The sequence below is a fragment of the Mycolicibacterium xanthum genome, from assembly GCF_019710635.1.
Lineage (GTDB): Bacteria > Actinomycetota > Actinomycetes > Mycobacteriales > Mycobacteriaceae > Mycobacterium > Mycobacterium xanthum.
Genome location: NZ_JAIFZS010000038.1, coordinates 126,508 through 144,724, shown reverse-complemented (window position 1 = coordinate 144,724; position 18,217 = coordinate 126,508). Strand labels below are relative to the sequence as shown.

The following is an 18,217-nucleotide window of genomic DNA, read 5'->3' as shown; positions in this document are numbered from 1 at the left end:
CTCCGGCACGACATCCCTTCAGCACTTACGGTGAACCCACAACCGGCCGGGGCACGATCTCGCCATAGGACTCGAGGTCCAGCGCGCGCAAGTACTCACCGGCCAGCCGCTCACAATCAGCGTCGCGCGACAAGGCCTCCAAACCCGGCAACGAAACACCGATCAAGACCCATTAGCGCGCGTGTCGGCACACCCGCGCACGGCGCGTCGTGTGCATTCCCGCGCGCTCGCGGCCGGTGACGTCGACTTCACCTCCACACGTAGCGGGTTTTCGGTCTGCCGGCCCTGCCGTAATCGGTGGCCCGACGGACCGTTCCCTCGTCGGCGAGCCGTTCCAGATAGCGCCACGCGGTTACCCGCGACACCCCGACCTGCCGGGCCGCCTCGTCGGCCGTGATGCCGTCCGGGTGATCGGTGCCCGCCGTGGCATCGCGAACCACCCTGGCGATCTCGTCGTTGGTCTGCGCGGCGGCACCCTTGGGGGCCGTCGTGCGGTCCGCGCCCACCCGTAGTTCGGCCAGCGCCCGGTCGACCTCCACCTGGCTGGCCGCGTCGGTGCCCGCGGGCAGTGCCGCACGGAACCGCCGGTAGCGCTCGAGGCGGTCCCGGAACGCGGCGAAGGTGAAGGGTTTCAACAAGTACGCCAGCGCGCCGTGGCCCACCGCCGCACGCACCATCTCCAGGTCGCGTTCGGACGTGATGGCGATGATGTCCGGGGTCGGACGCAGGCCGGACAATGCCGAGGCCAGCGCGATGCCGTTGGCGTCGGGCAGCCCGATATCGAGCAACACCAGGTCGATCGGCGTCTCGGTGGCGGCGGCCTCCGAGGCGGCGCGCATCGCATCGCGGGCGGTGTGGACCACCGCTGCCACCGAAAAGCCTTGCAGACGAGCAAGATAAGCCTGGTGGGCCTCGGCGATCAGCGGTTCGTCCTCGACGACGAGAACGGTGATCATGGTCCGGCCACCGTGACCGTCACCACCGAGCCGTAGGTCAGGTCGGTGCTCAGCGAACCATGGTGGCGCTTGACGACCTGGGCCACCAGTGCCAGGCCGAGCCCGTGCTGTGCGGCGTCGGCGCCGGTCTTGGTCGAGTAGCCCCGCCGCATCGCCTTCTCGAAGGTGCCGGTGTCCATGCCCGCCCCGCTGTCGGCGACTTGGATCAGCAGCCGTTGGTCGTCCTGGTTCACGGTCACCTCCACCCATGGGTCGGCCCGGTCGCAGGCGTCCATCGCGTTGTCGATCAGGTTGCCCAGCACCGTGACCATCTCCTGACCGGTCAGCAGCAGTTCGTCGGAGTCGGCGGGCAGGCTGGTGTCCTCGGTCACCGTCAGCTCGATGCCACGCTCGTCGGCCTGGGCGGTCTTGCCCAGCAACAGCGCCACCAGCGCGGGCTCGACGACCGCGCCCGAAAGCCGGTCCACCAGCCGTTGGGACAGCTCGAGTTCGTGGGTGGCGAAGCCGACCGCCTCGTCGGCGCGTCCCATCTCCACCATCGTCACGATGGTGTGCAGCTTGTTGGCGGCCTCGTGGGCCTGCGCCCGCAGCGAGTCGGTGAGCACCTTCAGCGAGTTGAGTTCGCCCAGCGCGCCCTGCAATTCGGTGCGGTCGCGGATGGTGACCACCTCGGTGGCGTGGGTGCGTGCGTCGTGGGGGTCGTGCACCGGGGAACGGTTGACGACGAGGACCCGGTCGTCGGTCAGGTGGATCTCGTCGCGGGCGCCCGGGTTGAACGTGCGGAGGAACTCCGGGAGGTCCGCGCGCGTCACCTCGCCCGCCGGCAACGCCAGCAGCCGACGGGCCTCGTCGTTTACCAGGGCCACCCCGTCGGTGTCGAGCACGATCAACCCCTCGGACACCGAATGCAGGATCGCATCGTGGTGCTCGTACATCACCCGCAGCTCGTCGGGCCGCAGGCCGCGCGTCTGGCGCAGCAGCCGGCGCCGGATTGCCCACACCCCGACGGACGAAACGGCAAGGGCGGCAAGGCTCACCGCGGCGATGGCCGGCCACTGGGCGCGCCACTGCTCGGCCAGGCTCTGCTGCAGGATGCCCGCCGACACCAGGCCGACGATGTCGCCCGACGAGTTGCGCACCGGGGCGACCGCGCGGATCGACGGGCCCAGCGTCCCGGTGTAGACCTCGGTGAACGTCTCGCCGCGCAGCGCAGGCTCGATGGTGCCGATGTAGGGGGCACCGATCTGCGCCGGGTCGGTGTGGGTGAACCGGGTCCGGTCGGGCGCCATGATCGTGATGAACGCGATGTCGGTGTGCGTGCGCACCGCCTCGGTCACCGGCTGCAGGACCTCGGTGGCCCGGCCCGATTCGATCGCCTGGGCGGTCGACGGTGCATCGGCCAGGGCCGTGGCGATGCCCAGCACCTGCTGGCGCGCCGCGGCATCGCCGTCGCGGCGCGCGTCCAGGACCGCCAGGGCACTGCCCGCGACGACGATCAGCGTGATCACCAGGATCTGCAGCGCGATCGCCTGGCCGGCCAGCGAGCGCGGCCACGCGCCGAGGCCGCCCTGGGGTCGCGCGCGTCGCATCTGTCGTGCACCTCCGCCTGACCGGTCCTGAACGAAATGAACTAAAGCGTGACCTGGCTCACGCCCTGGTCGACCATCCTTTCAGACCACTTCGCCACCCCGAGTCGGAAGGACAGTCACCATGACGATCAAGATGGACAGGCCGGCGCCGCAGCCGCCCGAAGCGCCCAAGCGGCGCGACCGCACCCACTGGCTCTACATCGCCGTCATCGTGGCGGTCGTCGCCGGCGTCGGCGTCGGGATCCTCGCCCCCGAGGTGGGCAAGAGCATCGGTGTGCTGGGCACCATGTTCGTCGCGCTGATCAAGATGATGATCGCGCCGGTCATCTTCTGCACGATCGTGTTGGGCATCGGGTCGGTCCGCAAGGCCGCCACCGTCGGCAAGGTCGGCGGGCTGGCATTCGTGTACTTCCTGGCGATGTCGACGTTCGCGCTGGCGATCGGTCTGCTGGTCGGCAATCTGCTGCACCCCGGCACCGGCATACATCTGTCGGAGAGCGCGGCGGGTAAGGGTGCCGAACTGGCCGATACGGCGCACGAGGCCGGCGGTCTGCTCGACTTCGTGCAGGGCATCATCCCGACGTCGCTGTTCTCGGCGCTCACCGCGGGCAGCGTGCTGCAGGCCCTGTTCGTCGCGCTGCTGGTCGGCTTCGCGCTGCAGGGGCTGGGATCGGCCGGTCAGCCGATCCTGCGTGGTGTCGAGCATCTGCAGAAGCTGGTGTTCAAGGTGCTGGTGATGATCCTGTGGCTGGCGCCGATCGGCGCGTTCGGCGCGATCGCCAACGTGGTCGGCCAGACCGGCTGGGCGGCGGTCGGCCAGCTGCTGACCCTGATGCTGGGCTTCTATCTGACCTGCACGATCTTCGTGTTCGGTGTGCTGGGGTCGCTGCTCCGGGTGGTGTCGGGCGTGTCGATCTTCAAGTTGGTCCGCTACCTGGCCCGCGAGTACCTGCTGATCGTGTCGACGTCGTCGTCGGAGTCCGCGCTGCCGAGGCTGATCGCCAAGATGGAACATCTCGGCGTGGACCGCTCGACGGTCGGCGTCGTGGTTCCCACCGGCTACTCGTTCAACCTGGACGGGACCGCCATCTATCTGACGATGGCGTCGCTGTTCATCGCCGGGGCGCTCGGCGATCCGCTGTCCCTCGGCGAGCAGATCGGCCTGCTGGTGTTCATGATCGTGGCCTCCAAGGGCGCTGCGGGTGTGACCGGCGCGGGCCTGGCCACGCTGGCCGGCGGGCTGCAGGCGCATCGGCCCGACCTGCTCGACGGGGTCGGCCTGATCGTGGGGATCGACCGGTTCATGTCGGAGGCTCGCGCGCTGACCAACTTCTCCGGGAATGCGGTGGCCACCCTGCTGGTCGGGTCGTGGACCAAGACCGTCGACCGGGAGAAGGTCAATTCGGTTCTGGCGGGCAAGGATCCGTTCGACGAGCTGACGATGCTCGATGACGGGCACGGCTCCCGCGTCGAAGAGCCGGTGCAGGAGAAAGTCCCTGCGGCGGTGTAGGGCGCGGACAGGAAGACCCGGCCGGATGATCCCCGGCCGGGTCTTTCCGTGTGCCGGGGAAAGTCAGCGCGTGCAGTCCAGCGAGACCGAGATCGACTGGTGCACCACCACCTCCACGACATCCAGATCGCCGCGCCGGTCGAAGGGGCCGTCGTGATGGCCGCCGCCGTGATGGCCGCCGCGGTGGCCGGGGCCGTCGACGATGAGCACGGGGGCGGTCACCTGCTGCGGGTTCCGCACCCCGGTCACCACGCACTCCTGGATGGGCGCGCTACCGATCCGGTCGATGTTGACGGTGTAGCCCGCCAGCTCGAGCTGCTCGATGACCTCCAGCGGGTTGGGTGGATCGGCGGCGGCGGGGACCGCCGTTCCGCACACCAGCGCTGACGCCGCCGCAGCGGCCATTCCGATCGTCCGCATCGCCGAACCTCCTGGATAGCCCGACCTGCCCTTGATATCGCCGCCGGGGGTCCTGACGTTTCCCGGCTCGGCAGGGGAGGCGGCCCGCGGTCAGCGCTCGGCGCGCCGGTAGGCGGTGACGACCGCGGCGCCGCCCAGCCCGATGTTGTGCTGCAGGGCGGCGGTGACACCGTCAACCTGCCGTTTGTCCGCGGTGCCGCGCAGCTGCCAGGTCAGCTCGCTGCACTGCGCCAGGCCGGTGGCGCCGAGCGGGTGCCCCTTCGAGATCAGGCCACCCGACGGGTTGACCACCCAGCGTCCGCCGTAGGTGGTCTCGTCGTCGTCGATCAGCTTGGGAGCTTCGCCGGGCCCGCACAGGCCGAGGGCTTCGTAGAGGAGTAGCTCGTTGGCCGAGAAGCAGTCGTGCAGCTCGATCACCTGGAAGTCCTCCGGGCCGAGCCCGGACTGGTGGTAAACCTTCTGCGCCGCCTGCACGTTCATGTCATGGCCGATGATGTTGGCGGCGCTGCCGTCGAAGGTCGACGCGAAGTCGGTGGTCATCGCCTGCCCGACGATCTCGACGGCCTGCCCGGCCAGATCATGGCGCGCGACGAAGTCCTCGCTGGCGAGCACCACCGCCGCCGACCCGTCGGAGGTCGGTGAGCACTGCAGCTTGGTCAGCGGCTCGGAGATCATCTTGGCGGCCAGGATGTCGTCGAGGGTGTACTCGTCCTGGAACTGGGCATAGGGATTGTTCACCGAATGCCTGTGGTTCTTGTAGCCGATCTTTGCGAAATGCTCGGCAGTCGTGCCGTACTTGCGCATGTGCTCGCGGCCCGCGGCGCCGAACATCCACGGTGCGACCGGAAACTGCATCTCGTCGATCTCGTTGAGCGCCAGGATGTGCCGCTTCATCGGCGACTCCCGGTCGTCGGCGCCGCCGGCGAGTGAGCCGGGCTGCATCTTCTCGAAGCCCAGGGCCAGCACGCAGTCGGCCAGCCCGCCGCGGATGGCCTGCGCGCCCAGATACAGCGCGGTCGATCCGGTCGAGCAGTTGTTGTTGACGTTGACGATCGGGATGCCGGTCATGCCCAGCTCGTAGAGGGCGCGCTGACCGCAGGTGGAGTCGCCGGCCACGTACCCGACGTAGCCCTGCTCGATCTGGCGGTAGTCGATGCCCGCGTCGGCCAGCGCCTTGGTGCCGGACTCGTTGGCCATCTCGGGGTAGTCCCAGGTTTCCCGTCCTGCCCCATGGTCCGCTCCGCGAGCTGCGCGTCCCGCCCCATGGTCCGCTCCGCGAGCTGCGCGTCCCGCCCCATGGTCCGCTCCGCGAGCTGCGCGTCCGCCCGGCTTCTCGAACTTCGTCATGCCTACGCCGATCACGAACACCCGGCCCATGGATCCATCCCTTCGCTGCGGTGCGGTCACCAGCAACGTACCGCGCCGGTCAGCCGAACTGCAGCCACCAATCGTGTATCGATGCGAGGTCGGGTCCCTGCGCGTCGGCGAGTATCAGCGCGTCGTTGTTGGTCCACACCAGATCGGCTCGGCCCTCGTAGGTGCCACAGGCGATCTGGCCGGCCACCTGATCGGGTGTCTCGGTGTAGTGCCAGGTTGTCGGTGACTCGATGCCGCTGCCGGGGCATTCCAGCAGTTCGTCGTTCACTTCGATTGCGCCGTCGAAGTTCTCGTCCAGCGTCTGCTGGTCGCCGAACAACGAGTAGCGGGTGTTCGCCGGCCCACCGGGCATCGTGGTCTGGTCGCAGTCCACCGTCGCCAGAGCGGCTCCGGCAGGCGGGTTGACCGGCGCGCAGTTGGAGCTGTCGTGGCCGATCGACAACGAGCCCATCAGTTGGTCGTTGAAGGATTCGTCCGGCGGCGGGGTCGTGGTGGTGGTCCGGGTCCGGCGGGTGGGCTCCGGCTCGCGCGACGTGGTCGTCGTCGTGCTGGTGGCACTGCTGGTCACCGGTCCGGACGCGGTGTTGTCGGGCTTGACCAGCCACCACACGCCCAGGCCGCCCAGCACCACCACGAACACCGCCGCGGCGGCCAACAGGGCGATCAGCAGGCCCCGGTTGCCGCCTCCGCCGCCGGGGGGTTGGCCCTGCGGCGGCCATCCGGGTGGCGGGCCACCCGGTGGCGGCTGGACGGGGTAGCCCGGCTGGGTGGCGGGCGGTGGCGGGGGATAGTTCCCGCCGGGTGGCGGTGGTGGCGGGGGATAGTTCCCGCCGGGTGGCGGTGGTGGCGGGTTGGTCCCGAACGGAGGCGGGGTCGGCCCTGACGGGGGCGGCGGGTTGGCCCCGAACGGTGGCGGGCCCGAGCCCGACGGTGGCGGGGTCGCCGCCCCGAACGGCGGCGGGGTCGCCGCGAAGGCATGTGCCGCAAGCGGCGCCATCGCCATGGCCGGCACCGTGGCGGACTCGCTGCGTGCCAGGATCGTCGCGGCCTGGTCCTGTTCCGGGCGAGACAGCGCCTGTGTCGCGGCGTCGGCCAACTCGCCTGCGGTCGCGTAGCGATCCTCCGGGCGCTTGGCCATGCCACGCGCCACGACCTCGTCGAGCGCGCCGGGCACGCTCGCGCGCATCTGGCTGGGCCGCGGCGGGGGCTTGGTGAGGTGCGAGGTGATGACGACGCTGACGCTGTCCCCGGGGAACGGCTGGGACCCGGTCAGGCACTCGTGCAGCACACAGGTCAGCGCGTAGACGTCGGCCCGTTGATCGACCTCGTCGGAGCCGAACCGCTCGGGGGCCATGTAGGCGTAGGTCCCCACCGCGGTGCCCAATTGGGTGAGCTTCTCGTCGGTGACCGCGTTGGCGATGCCGAAATCCACCAGGTAGGCGAAGTCGTCGCCGGTGATGAGGATGTTCTCCGGCTTGACGTCGCGGTGCATGATGCCGTCGGCATGGGCGGCGTCGAGTGCCGAAGCGACCTGCCGGACGATGGCCACCGCGCGGGCCGGGCCCAGCGGGCCCTGTTCCCGCAGCATTTTGCGCAGATCGGTGCCGTCGATCATCCGCATGTCGACGAACAGCAGCCCGTCCATCTCGCCGTAGTCGTGGATCGGCACCACGTGCGGCTCCTGAAGCCGGCCCGCCGAATGCGCCTCGCGCTGCAGCCGCTTGCGGAACACGGGATCGTGGGAGACGGCCTCGGGCAACAATTTCAGTGCCACGATGCGGTCCTTGGCGGTGTCTTCGGCCTCGTAGACCTCACCCATGCCTCCTTTGCCCAGTAGTCGGCGCAACCGGTAGGGGCCGATCTGAGAGCCGACGCGGGACTCCCGGTTGGGGTTGCTCATCGGTGCTCCTCAGGTGTGTTTTCTACCGCGAACACACCCTAATGGGGCGCGCGCCTTCGTACACCACCAACCGGTTGACGGTTTTGACGTCGCACCGGCCCGACGCTGGTGTACATGTGGGTAGAACATGTTCCAGTTCGGCCCCGGGAGGATGAGGACATGACGTTGCGGGTCGTGCAGTGGGCGACCGGAGGCGTGGGCGTGGCCGCCGTCAAAGGGCTGCTGGAGCATCCGGACCTCGAACTGGTCGGCTGCTGGGTGCACTCCCCGGCCAAGGCCGGCCGCGACGTGGGAGAACTCGTCGGCACCGAACCGCTGGGTGTGGCCGCCACCGGCAGCGTGGACGAGATTCTGGCGCTGGAGGCGGACGCGGTGATCTACACGCCGCTGATGGGTGTTCAAGACGAGGTGGTGGCGCTGCTGCGGTCGGGCAAGAACGTCGTGACCCCGGTGGGGTGGCTCTACCCCAGCGAGCGCAGTGGCGCCCCGTTGCGGGAGGCGGCGCTGGCGGGCAACGCCACACTGCACGGCACCGGTATCGCGCCCGGCGGGATCAGTGAGAAGTTCCCGCTGATGCTCTCGGCGATGTCGACCGGGGTCACGTTCGTGCGCGCCGAGGAGTTCTCCGATCTGCGCACCTACCACGCGCCCGACGTGCTGCGCCATGTGATGGGGTTCGGTGAGACGCCGGACAGGGCGTTGACCGGGCCGATGCAGAAGATGCTCGACGCCGGGTTCATCCAGGCCGTGCGGATGTGCGTCGACCAGTTGGGGTTCGCCGCCGACCCTAAGGTGCGTGCGACGCAGGAGGTGGCCGTCGCCACCGCGGTCATCGATTCGCCGATGGGCCCCATCGAGCCCGGGCAGGTGGCCGGTCGCAAGTTCCACTGGGAGGCGCTGGTCGACGGCGAGCCGGTGGTGCGGGTGACGGTGAACTGGTTGATGGGCGAGGACGGTCTCGACCCCGCGTGGTCGTTCGGTCCGGCGGGGCAGCGCTACGAGATGGAGGTCCGCGGCAACCCGGATTTCACCGTGTCGGTCAAGGGATTCCAGTCCGAGGTGGGTGGGGAGGGGCCGGAGTCCGGCGTGGTCGGCACCGCCGCGCACTGCGTCAACTCGGTGCCCGCGGTGTGTGCGGCGGCGCCCGGCATCGCCACCTATCTGGACCTGCCGCTGATCAGCGGGAAGGCAGCGCCGGGCAAGGGACGGGCCGGCGGCTGACGAAGCTACCATCGCCTTATGCCCCGACCCCGTGTCATGGAGCAGTCCCGCGCGATCCCGGTCGACGTCGACACCGCCTTCGCGCGCACCCTGCCGATACCGCTGCCGACGATCTTCTGCCGCTGGTATGGGCCCATCGCCCCGGTGAGGGCGGTGCGTGATCAGACCGGCGACTGGGCGGCGGTGGGGCAGACCCGCACCGTCGAGCAGGTCGGCGCCGGCAGCATGCGGGAGGAGCTGACCGTGGTGGATCCGCCGAACTCCTTCGGCTACACCCTCACCGACATCGCCGGCCCGCTAGCCCCGTTGGTCGATCACATCGACGGCCGCTGGCTGTTCGAGCCGGTCGGAACCGGCACGTCGGTGACCTGGCGCTGGACCGTCCATCCGAGGTCGGGTCTCGCGTCGGCCGCGCTGCCGGTGTTCGAGGCGTTGTGGCGCGGTTATGCCCGGCAGGGCCTCGAGCAACTGTCCGTCGAGCTGCTGCGCTGATGTGCCGGCTGTTCGGCCTGCATGCCGGTACCGCGGTTTCGGCGACCTTCTGGTTGCTCGACGCGCCGGACAGCCTTGCCGAGCAGAGTCGCCGCAATCCCGACGGCACCGGCGTCGGGGTTTTCGACCCGCAGGGTCGTCCGGTGGTGGACAAGCAGCCGATCGCGGCGTGGGAAGATGCCGCGTTCGCCCGGGAGGCCAGGGAGCTGACGGGCACGACGTTCCTCGCCCACGTCCGCTACGCGTCGACCGGCGCGCCGAGCGCCACCAACACCCATCCGTTCCTGCAGGACGGCCGGTTGTTCGCGCACAACGGAGTGGTGACGGGCCTCGACCTCCTCGACGCCCGACTGTCCGACCTCGGCGCACGGGGTCTGGTTGCCGGACAGACGGATTCGGAGCGGGTCTTCGCGCTGATCACCACATCGGTGCGCACCAGGGGCGGCGACGTCGACGCCGGACTACGCGACGCGATCGGCTGGATCGCCGAGAACATCCCGGTGTTCGCGCTGAACATCCTGTTGTGCACCGCGACCGATATGTGGGCGCTCCGCTATCCCGACACGCACGATCTGTTCGTCCTCGATCGTCGCCGACCATCCCGGCATGCCCGATTCGAACTGCACAGCAACAGGATCGGTGCCCGATCCACGAATCTGACCGGCGCTCCGTCGGTGGTGCTGGCGACCGAACGGATGGACGACGATCCGGCGTGGCGGGCGCTCGGCGACGGCGAACTGGTACACATCGGGCCGGACCTGGCCATCGATTCGTCCACCGACGAATTGCCGCCGCCGCGGCATCGCCTGACGATGGCCGACCTGGGTGAAACGGCGGCGGCCAGTCAGAGGGTGGGGTAGCCGGTGCGGGATGTCCGACGAAGGGAGGCGGCTGTGCCGCAGAGCAGGGTGACGACGATCGAGGTCCCGACACCGACCGGGACGATCTCCGCGGCGCTGGCCGTGCCCGACGACTCGGGTCCGTGGCCGGGTGTCGTGGTGGTCCATGACGGCTTCGGCCTCAGTGACGACATCCGGCGCAACACCGCCCGCTTCGCCGACAACGGCTATCTGGCACTGGCCCCCGACCTGTTCTCGCGCGGTTCCTACGTGCGGTGTGTGCGCGCGGTATTGCGATCGATGGCCCGCCGCTCGGGCCAGGCCGTCGACGATCTCGATGCTGCGCGTCGCGTGCTGGCCGGCCGGGCCGACTGCACCGGCCGGGTGGGCATCGCCGGGTTCTGCATGGGTGGAGGGTTCGCTCTCGTCATGGGCGCCAAGGGATTCGATGTCTCAGCTCCGTTCTACCCGTCGATAATGCGGGATTACACGTTCCTCGAGGGCGAGTCCTGCCCGGTGGTCGCCAGCTATGGCCGCCGGGATCCGCTGAACATCGGCAACGCCCCGCGGCTGCAGCGCACGTTGGATCGGGCGGGGATCGCCAATGATGTCAAGGTCTATCCGAAGGCCGGCCATTCCTTCGCCAACGACCCTCCTGCGCAACCGATTCTGCGTATCGCCGGATTCGGGCAGGACGCGGACGCCACCGATGACGCATACCGGCGAGTGTTCGCATTCTTCGGAACCCACCTGGGTGACGGCCGGTGAAGCCCACCATGCGGGCCCTGGTCCTCGGGGGTGGGGGGTTGGCCGGGATCGCCTGGGAGACCGGTGTCCTGACGGGAATCGGTGACGAGGCGCCCGAAGCCCTGCGCGTGTTGGTCGATTCGGAGGTATTGCTCGGGACGTCGGCGGGATCGACGGTCGCTGCCCAGATCAGCAGCGGGCTGCCGATCGACGAGCTGTTCGCCCGGCAGCTCTCTGCGGCAGAGGGTGCTCATGAGATGAACCCCGGGGTGTCCATCGATGAGATCGCCGGGAAGTTCCTCGAAGCGATGTTGCCCCCGGAGGCGACCAGGGAACAGAAGCTGCAGAAGATCGGGGTGGTAGCCGTCGCAGCGGCCACCGTGTCCGAACCGGCGCGTCGCGCGGTGATCGAGCACCGGTTGCCGTCGCATGAGTGGCCGCGCCGCGAGCTGCGGGTCACCGGGGTCGACATCGCCACCGGCGAGCTGGTGGTGTTCCACAACGCGTCGGGTGTCGCGCTGGTCGACGCGGTGGCCGCCAGCTGCGCCGTGCCGGGGGTGTGGCCGCCGGTGACGATCGGCGAGCACCGGTTCATCGACGGTGGGGTGATCAGCACGGTGAACATGGCGGCGGTCACCGACTGCGGTGCGGCCGTCGTGTTGGTGCCCGCCGGGGTGCACACCGCGTCGCCGTGGGGGACCGGTGTGGCGGCCGAGATCGACGCCTTCCCGGGCAGCACGCTGGCGGTGTTCGCCGACGCCGAATCGCTGGCGGCGTTCGGCCCCGATCTGCTGGACCCGGCCTGCCGCGGGCCCGCGGCGCGCGCGGGCCGAGATCAGGGCCGCCGCGAGTCCGCCCGGGTGGCCGACTTCCTCGGGCTCTGATCGAAGCCCGCTCAGGCTTCGGCCTCGGCGCGTTCCAGCGTGTCCAGTGCGGCGCTGGCGAGTTCCTGGCCGATCTCGATGACCTCCTCGGCCCGGTGGAAGTCCAGGCTGCGGCACACCGTGCGCGGAACGTGGATCAGCAGGTCCGGCGGGTAGGCGGCCAGGGTGTGACGCGCCAGCGCGCTCTGGGCGATGTCGATGACACGGTTCATCACCTCGAACCCGCCCAGCTTCGGCACCGCGGGTGTACTCGGTTCTTCGGCGGGTTCGTCGTCGGCGGCGACGAAGCGGCCCAGCACCGAACGGCCGGTCGGGTTGTCGAGCAGGGACTTCGCGGTCTTGGTGTCGAGCAGCGCCGACGTGCTGCGCCACATCCGGTTCAGCCATTCGGCGGTGGGCCTGGCCTCGCGCTCGCCGCGGTGGGCCTCGGGGTCGTCACCGGACAGACTCACCGCGATGGTCGCGTCGGCGTTGACCGCGGCGATGGGCGCCATCGGGACCGGATCGAGGATGCCGCCGTCGGCCAGTAGGCGGCCGTCGAGCACGTGCGGGGTGATCACGCCGGGGATGGCGATGGATGCCCGGATCGCGTCATCGACCGGACCGCACTGCATCCACACCGACTTCCCGGTGATCAGATCGGTGGCCACCGATGTGTACGGCATCGGCAGTTCCTCGATGGTCACCTCGCCGAGGATCTCGCGCACCGCCTCGAGGATCTTCTCCGCGCGCAGCACGCCGGCCGCCGCGATGGACGGGTCGAGCAGTCGCAGTACCGCCCGCTGGGTCAAAGAGCTTGCCCACAGCGTGTATTCATCGAGCTTGCCGGCCGCCTCCAGGCCGCCCACCAAGGCGCCCATCGACGATCCGGCGATACCGACGATCTCGTGGCCGCGCTCGTGCAACTCGTTGATCACGCCGATGTGCGCGTAGCCACGCGCTCCGCCACTGCCCAGTGCCAGTGCGACCCGCATGGCTCTCATTCTGCGCCCTGGCCGGTGTCGCGGCGCCCGCAAGACCGGGACGCTAACCGCAGAGCGCGTCGGCGGCCGCCCGGACCGCGACGATGACCGCGGACTGCTCACCGGCCGACAGGCCCGACCACGGTCTGCCGAACGTGCCGAGGCCGGCGTTCTGACTGTCCTGCAGCATCTTCAGATACGGCTCGACCTGGCGGGCCAGGTCACCACCCTGCTGCTCCATCCAGGTTCTCGCAGCCAGGCAGGCTTGGAAGTAGTCATCCTCGGTGGATTCCGCCGGCGCGCCGACCGCGGTCGTGACCCCTCCGGGGGAGACACCGACGCCGTCCGGGGGGAGCGACGTCGACGTCGCCATCGTCGGGGCGGGTGCCGACGCGGAGCGTTGGGGTGCCGGTTCCGGCGCGGTGCCCGATCCGCACCCGGACAGGATCACCGATCCTGCGGCCAGCGCGCTCACGGCGCCAAGCGGGTACCTGCGCATGCGGCCAATCTATGCAACACCGGTCCGCCGTGAACGACGTGACCCGGTCGTGGAGTACGGGCCCGGATCACCCGTCGGCGTGCATCAGCGGACGCAGGCGCTCCGTCTTCTCCGGCGTCCAGCCCGGCGGCTGCAGCACCGCGGCCCAACCGTTCACGACGTCCTGGACGTAGCGGTGGCCGTGCCCGTCGGGCACGCCCACCGCGACGGCCATGTCGGCCGACACCTGCAGGAACGTCACCACCGGCATCCAGCCCATCCGCGGCGAGACGTCGTAGCCGCGCGGCTCCCTGAGCCAATCCGGTTCGCGGAACAGCAGATCGGGAGCCCACCAGGCGATCGGATCGGAGGCGTGCTGCAGGTAGACCACCCGCGGTGTGCCCCACGACTCGTCGGGCCGGTTCAGGTCTTCGGGGCGTGCGACGAAGCGCACGTTCTCGCCCTTGTCGTAGATCGGCAGCCACATCGGCGAACCCGGATCGCGGCTGGCGGTCAGGTCGGTCCAGATGGTGTTGTTGAACGTGGGCCCGGAGAACAGCGCGCCGTCGGTCCTGGCCACCAGGTTGTTCAGGCTCAGGAACGGCGCCTCACCGCCGAACGAGCCGAGGCTCTCCCCGAACACCACCAGCTTCGGCCGCTGCGCCTCCGGCATCTCCTTGACCAGCGCGTCGACCGCCTCGAAAAGCGCCTGGCCCGCCTGGCGTGCGTTCTCCTTGTCGACGATGAACGAGATCCAGCTCGGCAGGAACGAGTACTGCATCGACACGATCGCGGTGTCGCCGTTGTACATGTACTCCAGCGCCGACGCCTCGGCCTCGTTGATCCAGCCGGTGCCGGTGGTGGTGGCGACGGCCACCACCTCACGGTCCAGCCCGCCGGTGCGCAACAACTCCTGGGCGGCGATCTCCGCGGTCTCCCGGATGTCGTTGCCGGTGTCCTTGCCCGCGTACACCCGGATCGGCTCGACCGCGGGTTTGCCGTTGAACTCGGTCAGGTCGTCCACGGTGGGCCCGCCGGCGACGAAGATCCTGCCCTGGTGGCCCAGCGACGCCCACGACACCAGGGACTCGGGCCCTCCGGAGCGCAGCTTCGTCGTCGGCATCGGCGAGTCCGGGGAATCCTCGTTGTTGACCGCGGCGAACGTGCTGTTGAGCCAGTCCATCGTGACCCGGGCCACCACGCCGTTGAGCAGCGCGACCGACAGTGCCAGCACCACGCCGACCGCGACCACACCGGAGACCCGTCGCGGTGCCACCCGCTCCAGCTGGCGGACCAGGAACAGCACCAGCCTGCGGACCAGCTGCCCGATCTCGACGAGGATGAATCCCACGATCAGCGCCAGCACCGCGGCCTGCGGGTAGTTGAACCACCGCAGGTGCGGGACCCCCATCAGATCCCGGACGTCGTTCTGCCAGTCCTGAAAGAAGAACTGCATGCCGACCAGGCTCACGAGGCCGGCCGCCAGCAATACCAGCCATGCCCATCTCGGTGCCCGGGGGCTGGAGTCCTTGCCACGCATGTAGCGCACCAGCCACACCCCGAGCACGCCGAGCATGTAACCCGCTGCGCCTGCGCCGCCGCTGACCAGGCCCTGGAACAGCGGACCACGCGGCAGCAGGGACGGTGTCAGCGACAACCAGACGAACACCAGACCGACGACGCTGCCGAAGAAGGTGTAGTGGCGTTCCCACCACGGCGGCCGTGCCGGTGGGGCCTTGGTGTCTTCGGTCGTTGCCGGGGGAGCCGGTGTGTCCTCGGTCGCGGCGGGGGCTTCGTCGGTCTTGGCGTCCGTCTCGGTCACCCAAGTACCCTATCGGTGCGTGAAGTTCGGGGCCCGCTTCTCGGTGAACGCCGCCATGCCCTCGGTCTGGTCGTCGGTCGCGAACGCCGAATGGAACAGCCGGCGCTCGTAGAGCAGGCCCTCGGCCAGCGTGGTCTCGAACGCCCGGTCGACGGCCTCCTTGGCCATCCGTGACGCCGACAGCGACATGCCCGCGATGGTGGTCGCGACCGCGTTGGCCTCGTCGAGCAGCGTCTCGGCGGGAACCACCCGCGACACCAGCCCGGCGCGCTCGGCCTCCTCGGCGCCCATGTTGCGCCCGGTCAGGATCAGGTCCATCGCCTTGGCCTTGCCGATCGCGCGGGTCAGTCGCTGCGAACCGCCCATGCCGGGCAGCACCCCCAGCTTGATCTCGGGCTGGCCGAACTTCGCGGTGTCCGCGGCGATCAGGATGTCGCACATCATCGCCAGCTCGCAGCCGCCGCCCAGCGCGTAGCCGGCGACCGCCGCGATCGTCGGCGTGCGGGTCGCGGCGAACCTGCCCCAGGCGGCGAAGAAGTCGGCGGCGAACACGTCGGCGAACGACAGGCCGGCCATCTCCTTGATGTCGGCGCCCGCCGCGAACGCCTTCTCGTTGCCGGTGACGATGATCGCGCCGATGCCCGGGTCGCTGTCGAGTTCGGCTGCCGCGGTGGTCATTTCGGTCATCACCTGGCTGTTGAGCGCGTTGAGTGCCTTGGGCCGGTTCAACGTGATGGTCGCGACCCGTCCGTCGCGGGTCACCAGGATCGTCTCGAAGGTCGTCATGACTTCTCCTTTTTGGTCCTATTGGTCCTATTGGTCCTATTGGTCCTATTGGTCCTATTGGTCCTATTGGTCCTATTGGTCCTATTGGTCCTTTTGGTCCTTGTCGATCGTCATCCGAACGTCAGATCGGGATCGGCCGGGGCGAAGTACGCTTCGACGTCGGCCTCGGTGACCGCCGCAAGTGACGCCGGCGACCATTGCGGGTTGCGATCCTTGTCGACGAGCTGTGCCCGGATGCCCTCGACGAAGTCGTGGGAGCGCACCGACGCACACGACGTGCGGTACTCCTGGCGCAGCACGTCTTCCAGCGTGGCGAGCCGGCCGGCCCTGCGGACCGCCTCCAGCGCCACTGCCAGCGCCACCGGTGAGCGCGAACCGATGAGGTCGGCCGCATCCTGGGCCGGCCCGGCACCGTGGCCGCGCAGCGCCACGAGGATGTCGGCGACGGTCTCGTGTGCATAGCAGTCGTCGATCCATTCCCGCTCGGCCATCAGCGCACTCGGCGGGGGTTCCTGCGCGTGGGCGGCCAGTGCCGCATCGACCCCGTCGGCGATGACCGCCGCGGTGAATGCGCCCAGGCGGTCGTGCGGTACGTAGTGGTCGGCGAAACCCATCGCGATGGCGTCGGCGCCGGTGAAGGAGGCACCGCTCAGCGCTGCGTGCACGCCGATCAGGCCTGGGGCGCGGGACAGGATGAAGGTGCCGCCGACGTCGGGGATGAAGCCGATACCGACCTCGGGCATCGCCATCTTGGTGGTGTCGGTGGCCACGCGGACGCTGCCGTGCGCGCTTATTCCGACGCCGCCGCCCATCGTGATGCCGTCCATCAGCGCGACATACGGCTTCCCATAGCGCCCGATGTGGGCATTGAGGAGGTATTCGTCGTACCAGAACCGCCGTGCTTCGGCACCGCCGGCCTTGGCGCTGTGGTACAGCGCCACCACGTCACCGCCCGCGCACAGCCCGCGCTCGCCGGCGCCGCGCACCAACACGGTCGAGATCGCCTCGTCGTTCTCCCACGCCGTCAGGGCCGCGGCGAGGCGCCCGACCATGGGATGGGTCAGCGAGTTGATGGCCTTGGGGCGGTTGAGTGTGAGCAGGCCGACCGAACCGTCGACGGTTACTAGGACATCCTCGTTTTCGTCCACGAGTGCAATGTAGATCGTCCGCCCGGCTGCGGGCCCGCCGGGTAAGGTTTCCTGTGAAGTGCCTGGGACATCGAACATCGAGACGGGGAACTGACCGGGCAACCCATTCGTTGAGTGGGTGTTCGTCATCGGACCAACAGCACAGGAAGGAACCGACGGTGCGCGAAAGCAGCAACCCGGTATTTCGTTCGCTGCCCAAGGGGCAGCAGGGCGGATACGCGCAGTTCGGTACCGGAGCCGCCGCCGGCTACGGTGCACAAGCGGTACACGCCGACCCCTACGCCGGGGCGCAGTACCCGGATCAGCGTCAGGTGGGCGTCTCGCGGCCCATGACCATCGATGACGTGGTCACCAAGACCGGCATCACGCTGGTCGTGCTGACCGCCGTCGCCGTCGTCTCCTACTTCCTGGTCGATCAGAACCTCGCCCTGGCCACCCCGTTCACGTTCGTGGGCGCCTTCGGTGGTCTGGCGCTCGTGCTCGTCGCGACCTTCGGCCGCAAGCAGGACAACCCGGCCATCGTCTTGAGCTACGCGGCGCTCGAGGGTCTGTTCCTCGGCGCGGCGTCTTTCATCTTCGCCAACCTGATCTCCAACGGTGGTCCGGGAATGATCGCCCAGGCGATCGTCGGCACCATCGGTGTCTTCTTCGGAATGCTGGTGGTCTACAAGACCGGCGCCATCCGGGTGACCCCGAAGTTCACCCGGTTCATCATCGCCGCCATGTTCGGCGCACTCGCGCTGATGTTGCTGAACCTGGTGCTGGCGCTGTTCGGAGTCGGCGGCGGCGAGGGCTTCGGCCTGCGTAGCGGTGGCCCGCTGGCCATCGTGTTCTCGCTGGTGGTCATCGGCATCGCGGCGTTCTCGTTCCTGATCGACTTCGACGCCGCCGATCAGATGGTCCGTGCCGGGGCTCCGGAGAAGGCGGCCTGGGGCATCGCGCTGGGCCTGACCGTGACCCTGGTCTGGCTCTACATCGAGATCCTGCGCCTGCTGAGCTACTTCAACAGCGACTAGCAGCGACACGAGGAAGGGGCGTCCACACGGCGTGGACGCCCTTTTTTCGTGTTTTTCGTGCCTCCGTACG

The 18,217-nt window shown here is 69.2% G+C and carries 17 protein-coding genes; 7 read left to right on the top strand and 10 right to left on the bottom strand.

Translation table 11 applies throughout. The features are described 5' to 3' along the window. Nucleotides 1-248 precede the first annotated feature (248 nt). The gene (locus JDV09_RS15720) at nt 249-956 is read right to left on the bottom strand and encodes a response regulator (RefSeq protein ID WP_221370063.1); all 708 of its coding nucleotides are present in this window, start codon (nt 954-956) and stop codon (nt 249-251) included. Further along, on the bottom strand, nt 953-2,545 hold the full coding sequence (locus JDV09_RS15715; RefSeq protein ID WP_221370062.1) for a sensor histidine kinase: 1,593 nt from the start codon (nt 2,543-2,545) through the stop codon (nt 953-955). Before JDV09_RS15715 ends, JDV09_RS15720 begins: the two co-directional genes overlap by 4 nt. A 121-nt stretch (nt 2,546-2,666) precedes the next feature. Between JDV09_RS15715 and JDV09_RS15710 the strand changes: the two genes are divergently transcribed. Beyond that, the gene (locus JDV09_RS15710; RefSeq protein ID WP_221370061.1) at nt 2,667-4,055 is read left to right on the top strand and encodes a cation:dicarboxylate symporter family transporter; all 1,389 of its coding nucleotides are present in this window, start codon (nt 2,667-2,669) and stop codon (nt 4,053-4,055) included. 63 nt (nt 4,056-4,118) lie between these two features. Here JDV09_RS15710 and JDV09_RS15705 read toward each other — a convergent pair whose 3' ends face one another. From JDV09_RS15705 to JDV09_RS15695, 3 genes are all read right to left on the bottom strand, one after another. Next, complete coding sequence (locus JDV09_RS15705) at nt 4,119-4,475, bottom strand: hypothetical protein (protein ID WP_221370060.1); 357 nt, start codon at nt 4,473-4,475, stop codon at nt 4,119-4,121. Nucleotides 4,476-4,565: 90 nt separating this feature from the next. Beyond that, complete coding sequence (locus JDV09_RS15700; protein WP_221370059.1) at nt 4,566-5,852, bottom strand: lipid-transfer protein; 1,287 nt, start codon at nt 5,850-5,852, stop codon at nt 4,566-4,568. 49 nt (nt 5,853-5,901) lie between these two features. Beyond that, a complete protein-coding gene (locus JDV09_RS15695) occupies nt 5,902-7,752 on the bottom strand; it encodes a serine/threonine-protein kinase (RefSeq protein WP_221370058.1) in 1,851 nt (616 codons plus the stop codon). A gap of 159 nt (nt 7,753-7,911) precedes the next feature. Between JDV09_RS15695 and JDV09_RS15690 the strand changes: the two genes are divergently transcribed. From JDV09_RS15690 to JDV09_RS15670, 5 genes are read left to right on the top strand one after another with little or no spacing between them, the layout of a single operon-like run. Next, nucleotides 7,912-8,973 (top strand): NAD(P)H-dependent amine dehydrogenase family protein, encoded by a 1,062-nt coding sequence (locus JDV09_RS15690; RefSeq protein WP_221370057.1) that lies wholly within the window; start codon nt 7,912-7,914, stop codon nt 8,971-8,973. Nucleotides 8,974-8,991: 18 nt separating this feature from the next. After that, nucleotides 8,992-9,465: an SRPBCC family protein gene (locus JDV09_RS15685; protein ID WP_221370056.1), complete on the top strand. Its 474-nt coding sequence runs from the start codon at nt 8,992-8,994 to the stop codon at nt 9,463-9,465. Then, nucleotides 9,465-10,325, top strand: coding sequence for a class II glutamine amidotransferase (locus tag JDV09_RS15680; protein WP_221370055.1), 861 nt, complete (start codon nt 9,465-9,467; stop codon nt 10,323-10,325). Before JDV09_RS15685 ends, JDV09_RS15680 begins: the two co-directional genes overlap by 1 nt. A 33-nt stretch (nt 10,326-10,358) precedes the next feature. Further along, the gene (locus JDV09_RS15675) at nt 10,359-11,072 is read left to right on the top strand and encodes a dienelactone hydrolase family protein (RefSeq protein ID WP_308124141.1); all 714 of its coding nucleotides are present in this window, start codon (nt 10,359-10,361) and stop codon (nt 11,070-11,072) included. A gap of 8 nt (nt 11,073-11,080) precedes the next feature. After that, nucleotides 11,081-11,935 carry a patatin-like phospholipase family protein gene (locus JDV09_RS15670; protein WP_221370078.1) on the top strand — a complete coding sequence of 285 codons (855 nt, stop codon included), beginning with the start codon at nt 11,081-11,083 and terminating at the stop codon, nt 11,933-11,935. An 11-nt stretch (nt 11,936-11,946) separates the two neighbouring features. Here JDV09_RS15670 and JDV09_RS15665 read toward each other — a convergent pair whose 3' ends face one another. The 5 genes from JDV09_RS15665 to JDV09_RS15645 all read right to left on the bottom strand — a co-directional run bounded on the left by JDV09_RS15665 (nt 11,947) and on the right by JDV09_RS15645 (nt 17,131). Then, the gene (locus JDV09_RS15665) at nt 11,947-12,909 is read right to left on the bottom strand and encodes a patatin-like phospholipase family protein (RefSeq protein ID WP_221370054.1); all 963 of its coding nucleotides are present in this window, start codon (nt 12,907-12,909) and stop codon (nt 11,947-11,949) included. 52 nt (nt 12,910-12,961) lie between these two features. Beyond that, the gene (gene lpqV / locus JDV09_RS15660; protein WP_221370053.1) at nt 12,962-13,396 is read right to left on the bottom strand and encodes a lipoprotein LpqV; all 435 of its coding nucleotides are present in this window, start codon (nt 13,394-13,396) and stop codon (nt 12,962-12,964) included. Nucleotides 13,397-13,463: 67 nt separating this feature from the next. Then, on the bottom strand, nt 13,464-15,197 hold the full coding sequence (locus JDV09_RS15655; protein WP_221370052.1) for an alpha/beta hydrolase: 1,734 nt from the start codon (nt 15,195-15,197) through the stop codon (nt 13,464-13,466). 9 nt (nt 15,198-15,206) lie between these two features. Continuing rightward, nucleotides 15,207-15,983, bottom strand: coding sequence for an enoyl-CoA hydratase (locus JDV09_RS15650; RefSeq protein WP_221370051.1), 777 nt, complete (start codon nt 15,981-15,983; stop codon nt 15,207-15,209). A gap of 110 nt (nt 15,984-16,093) precedes the next feature. Next, nucleotides 16,094-17,131 (bottom strand): enoyl-CoA hydratase/isomerase family protein, encoded by a 1,038-nt coding sequence (locus JDV09_RS15645; protein ID WP_221370050.1) that lies wholly within the window; start codon nt 17,129-17,131, stop codon nt 16,094-16,096. Between the two features lie 158 nt (nt 17,132-17,289). On the opposite strand from JDV09_RS15645, the gene JDV09_RS15640 reads away from it, so the two are divergent. Next, nucleotides 17,290-18,147, top strand: a complete 858-nt coding sequence (locus tag JDV09_RS15640) for a Bax inhibitor-1/YccA family protein (protein ID WP_221370049.1) — start codon at nt 17,290-17,292, stop codon at nt 18,145-18,147. The last annotated feature ends 70 nt before the right edge of the window (nt 18,148-18,217 follow it).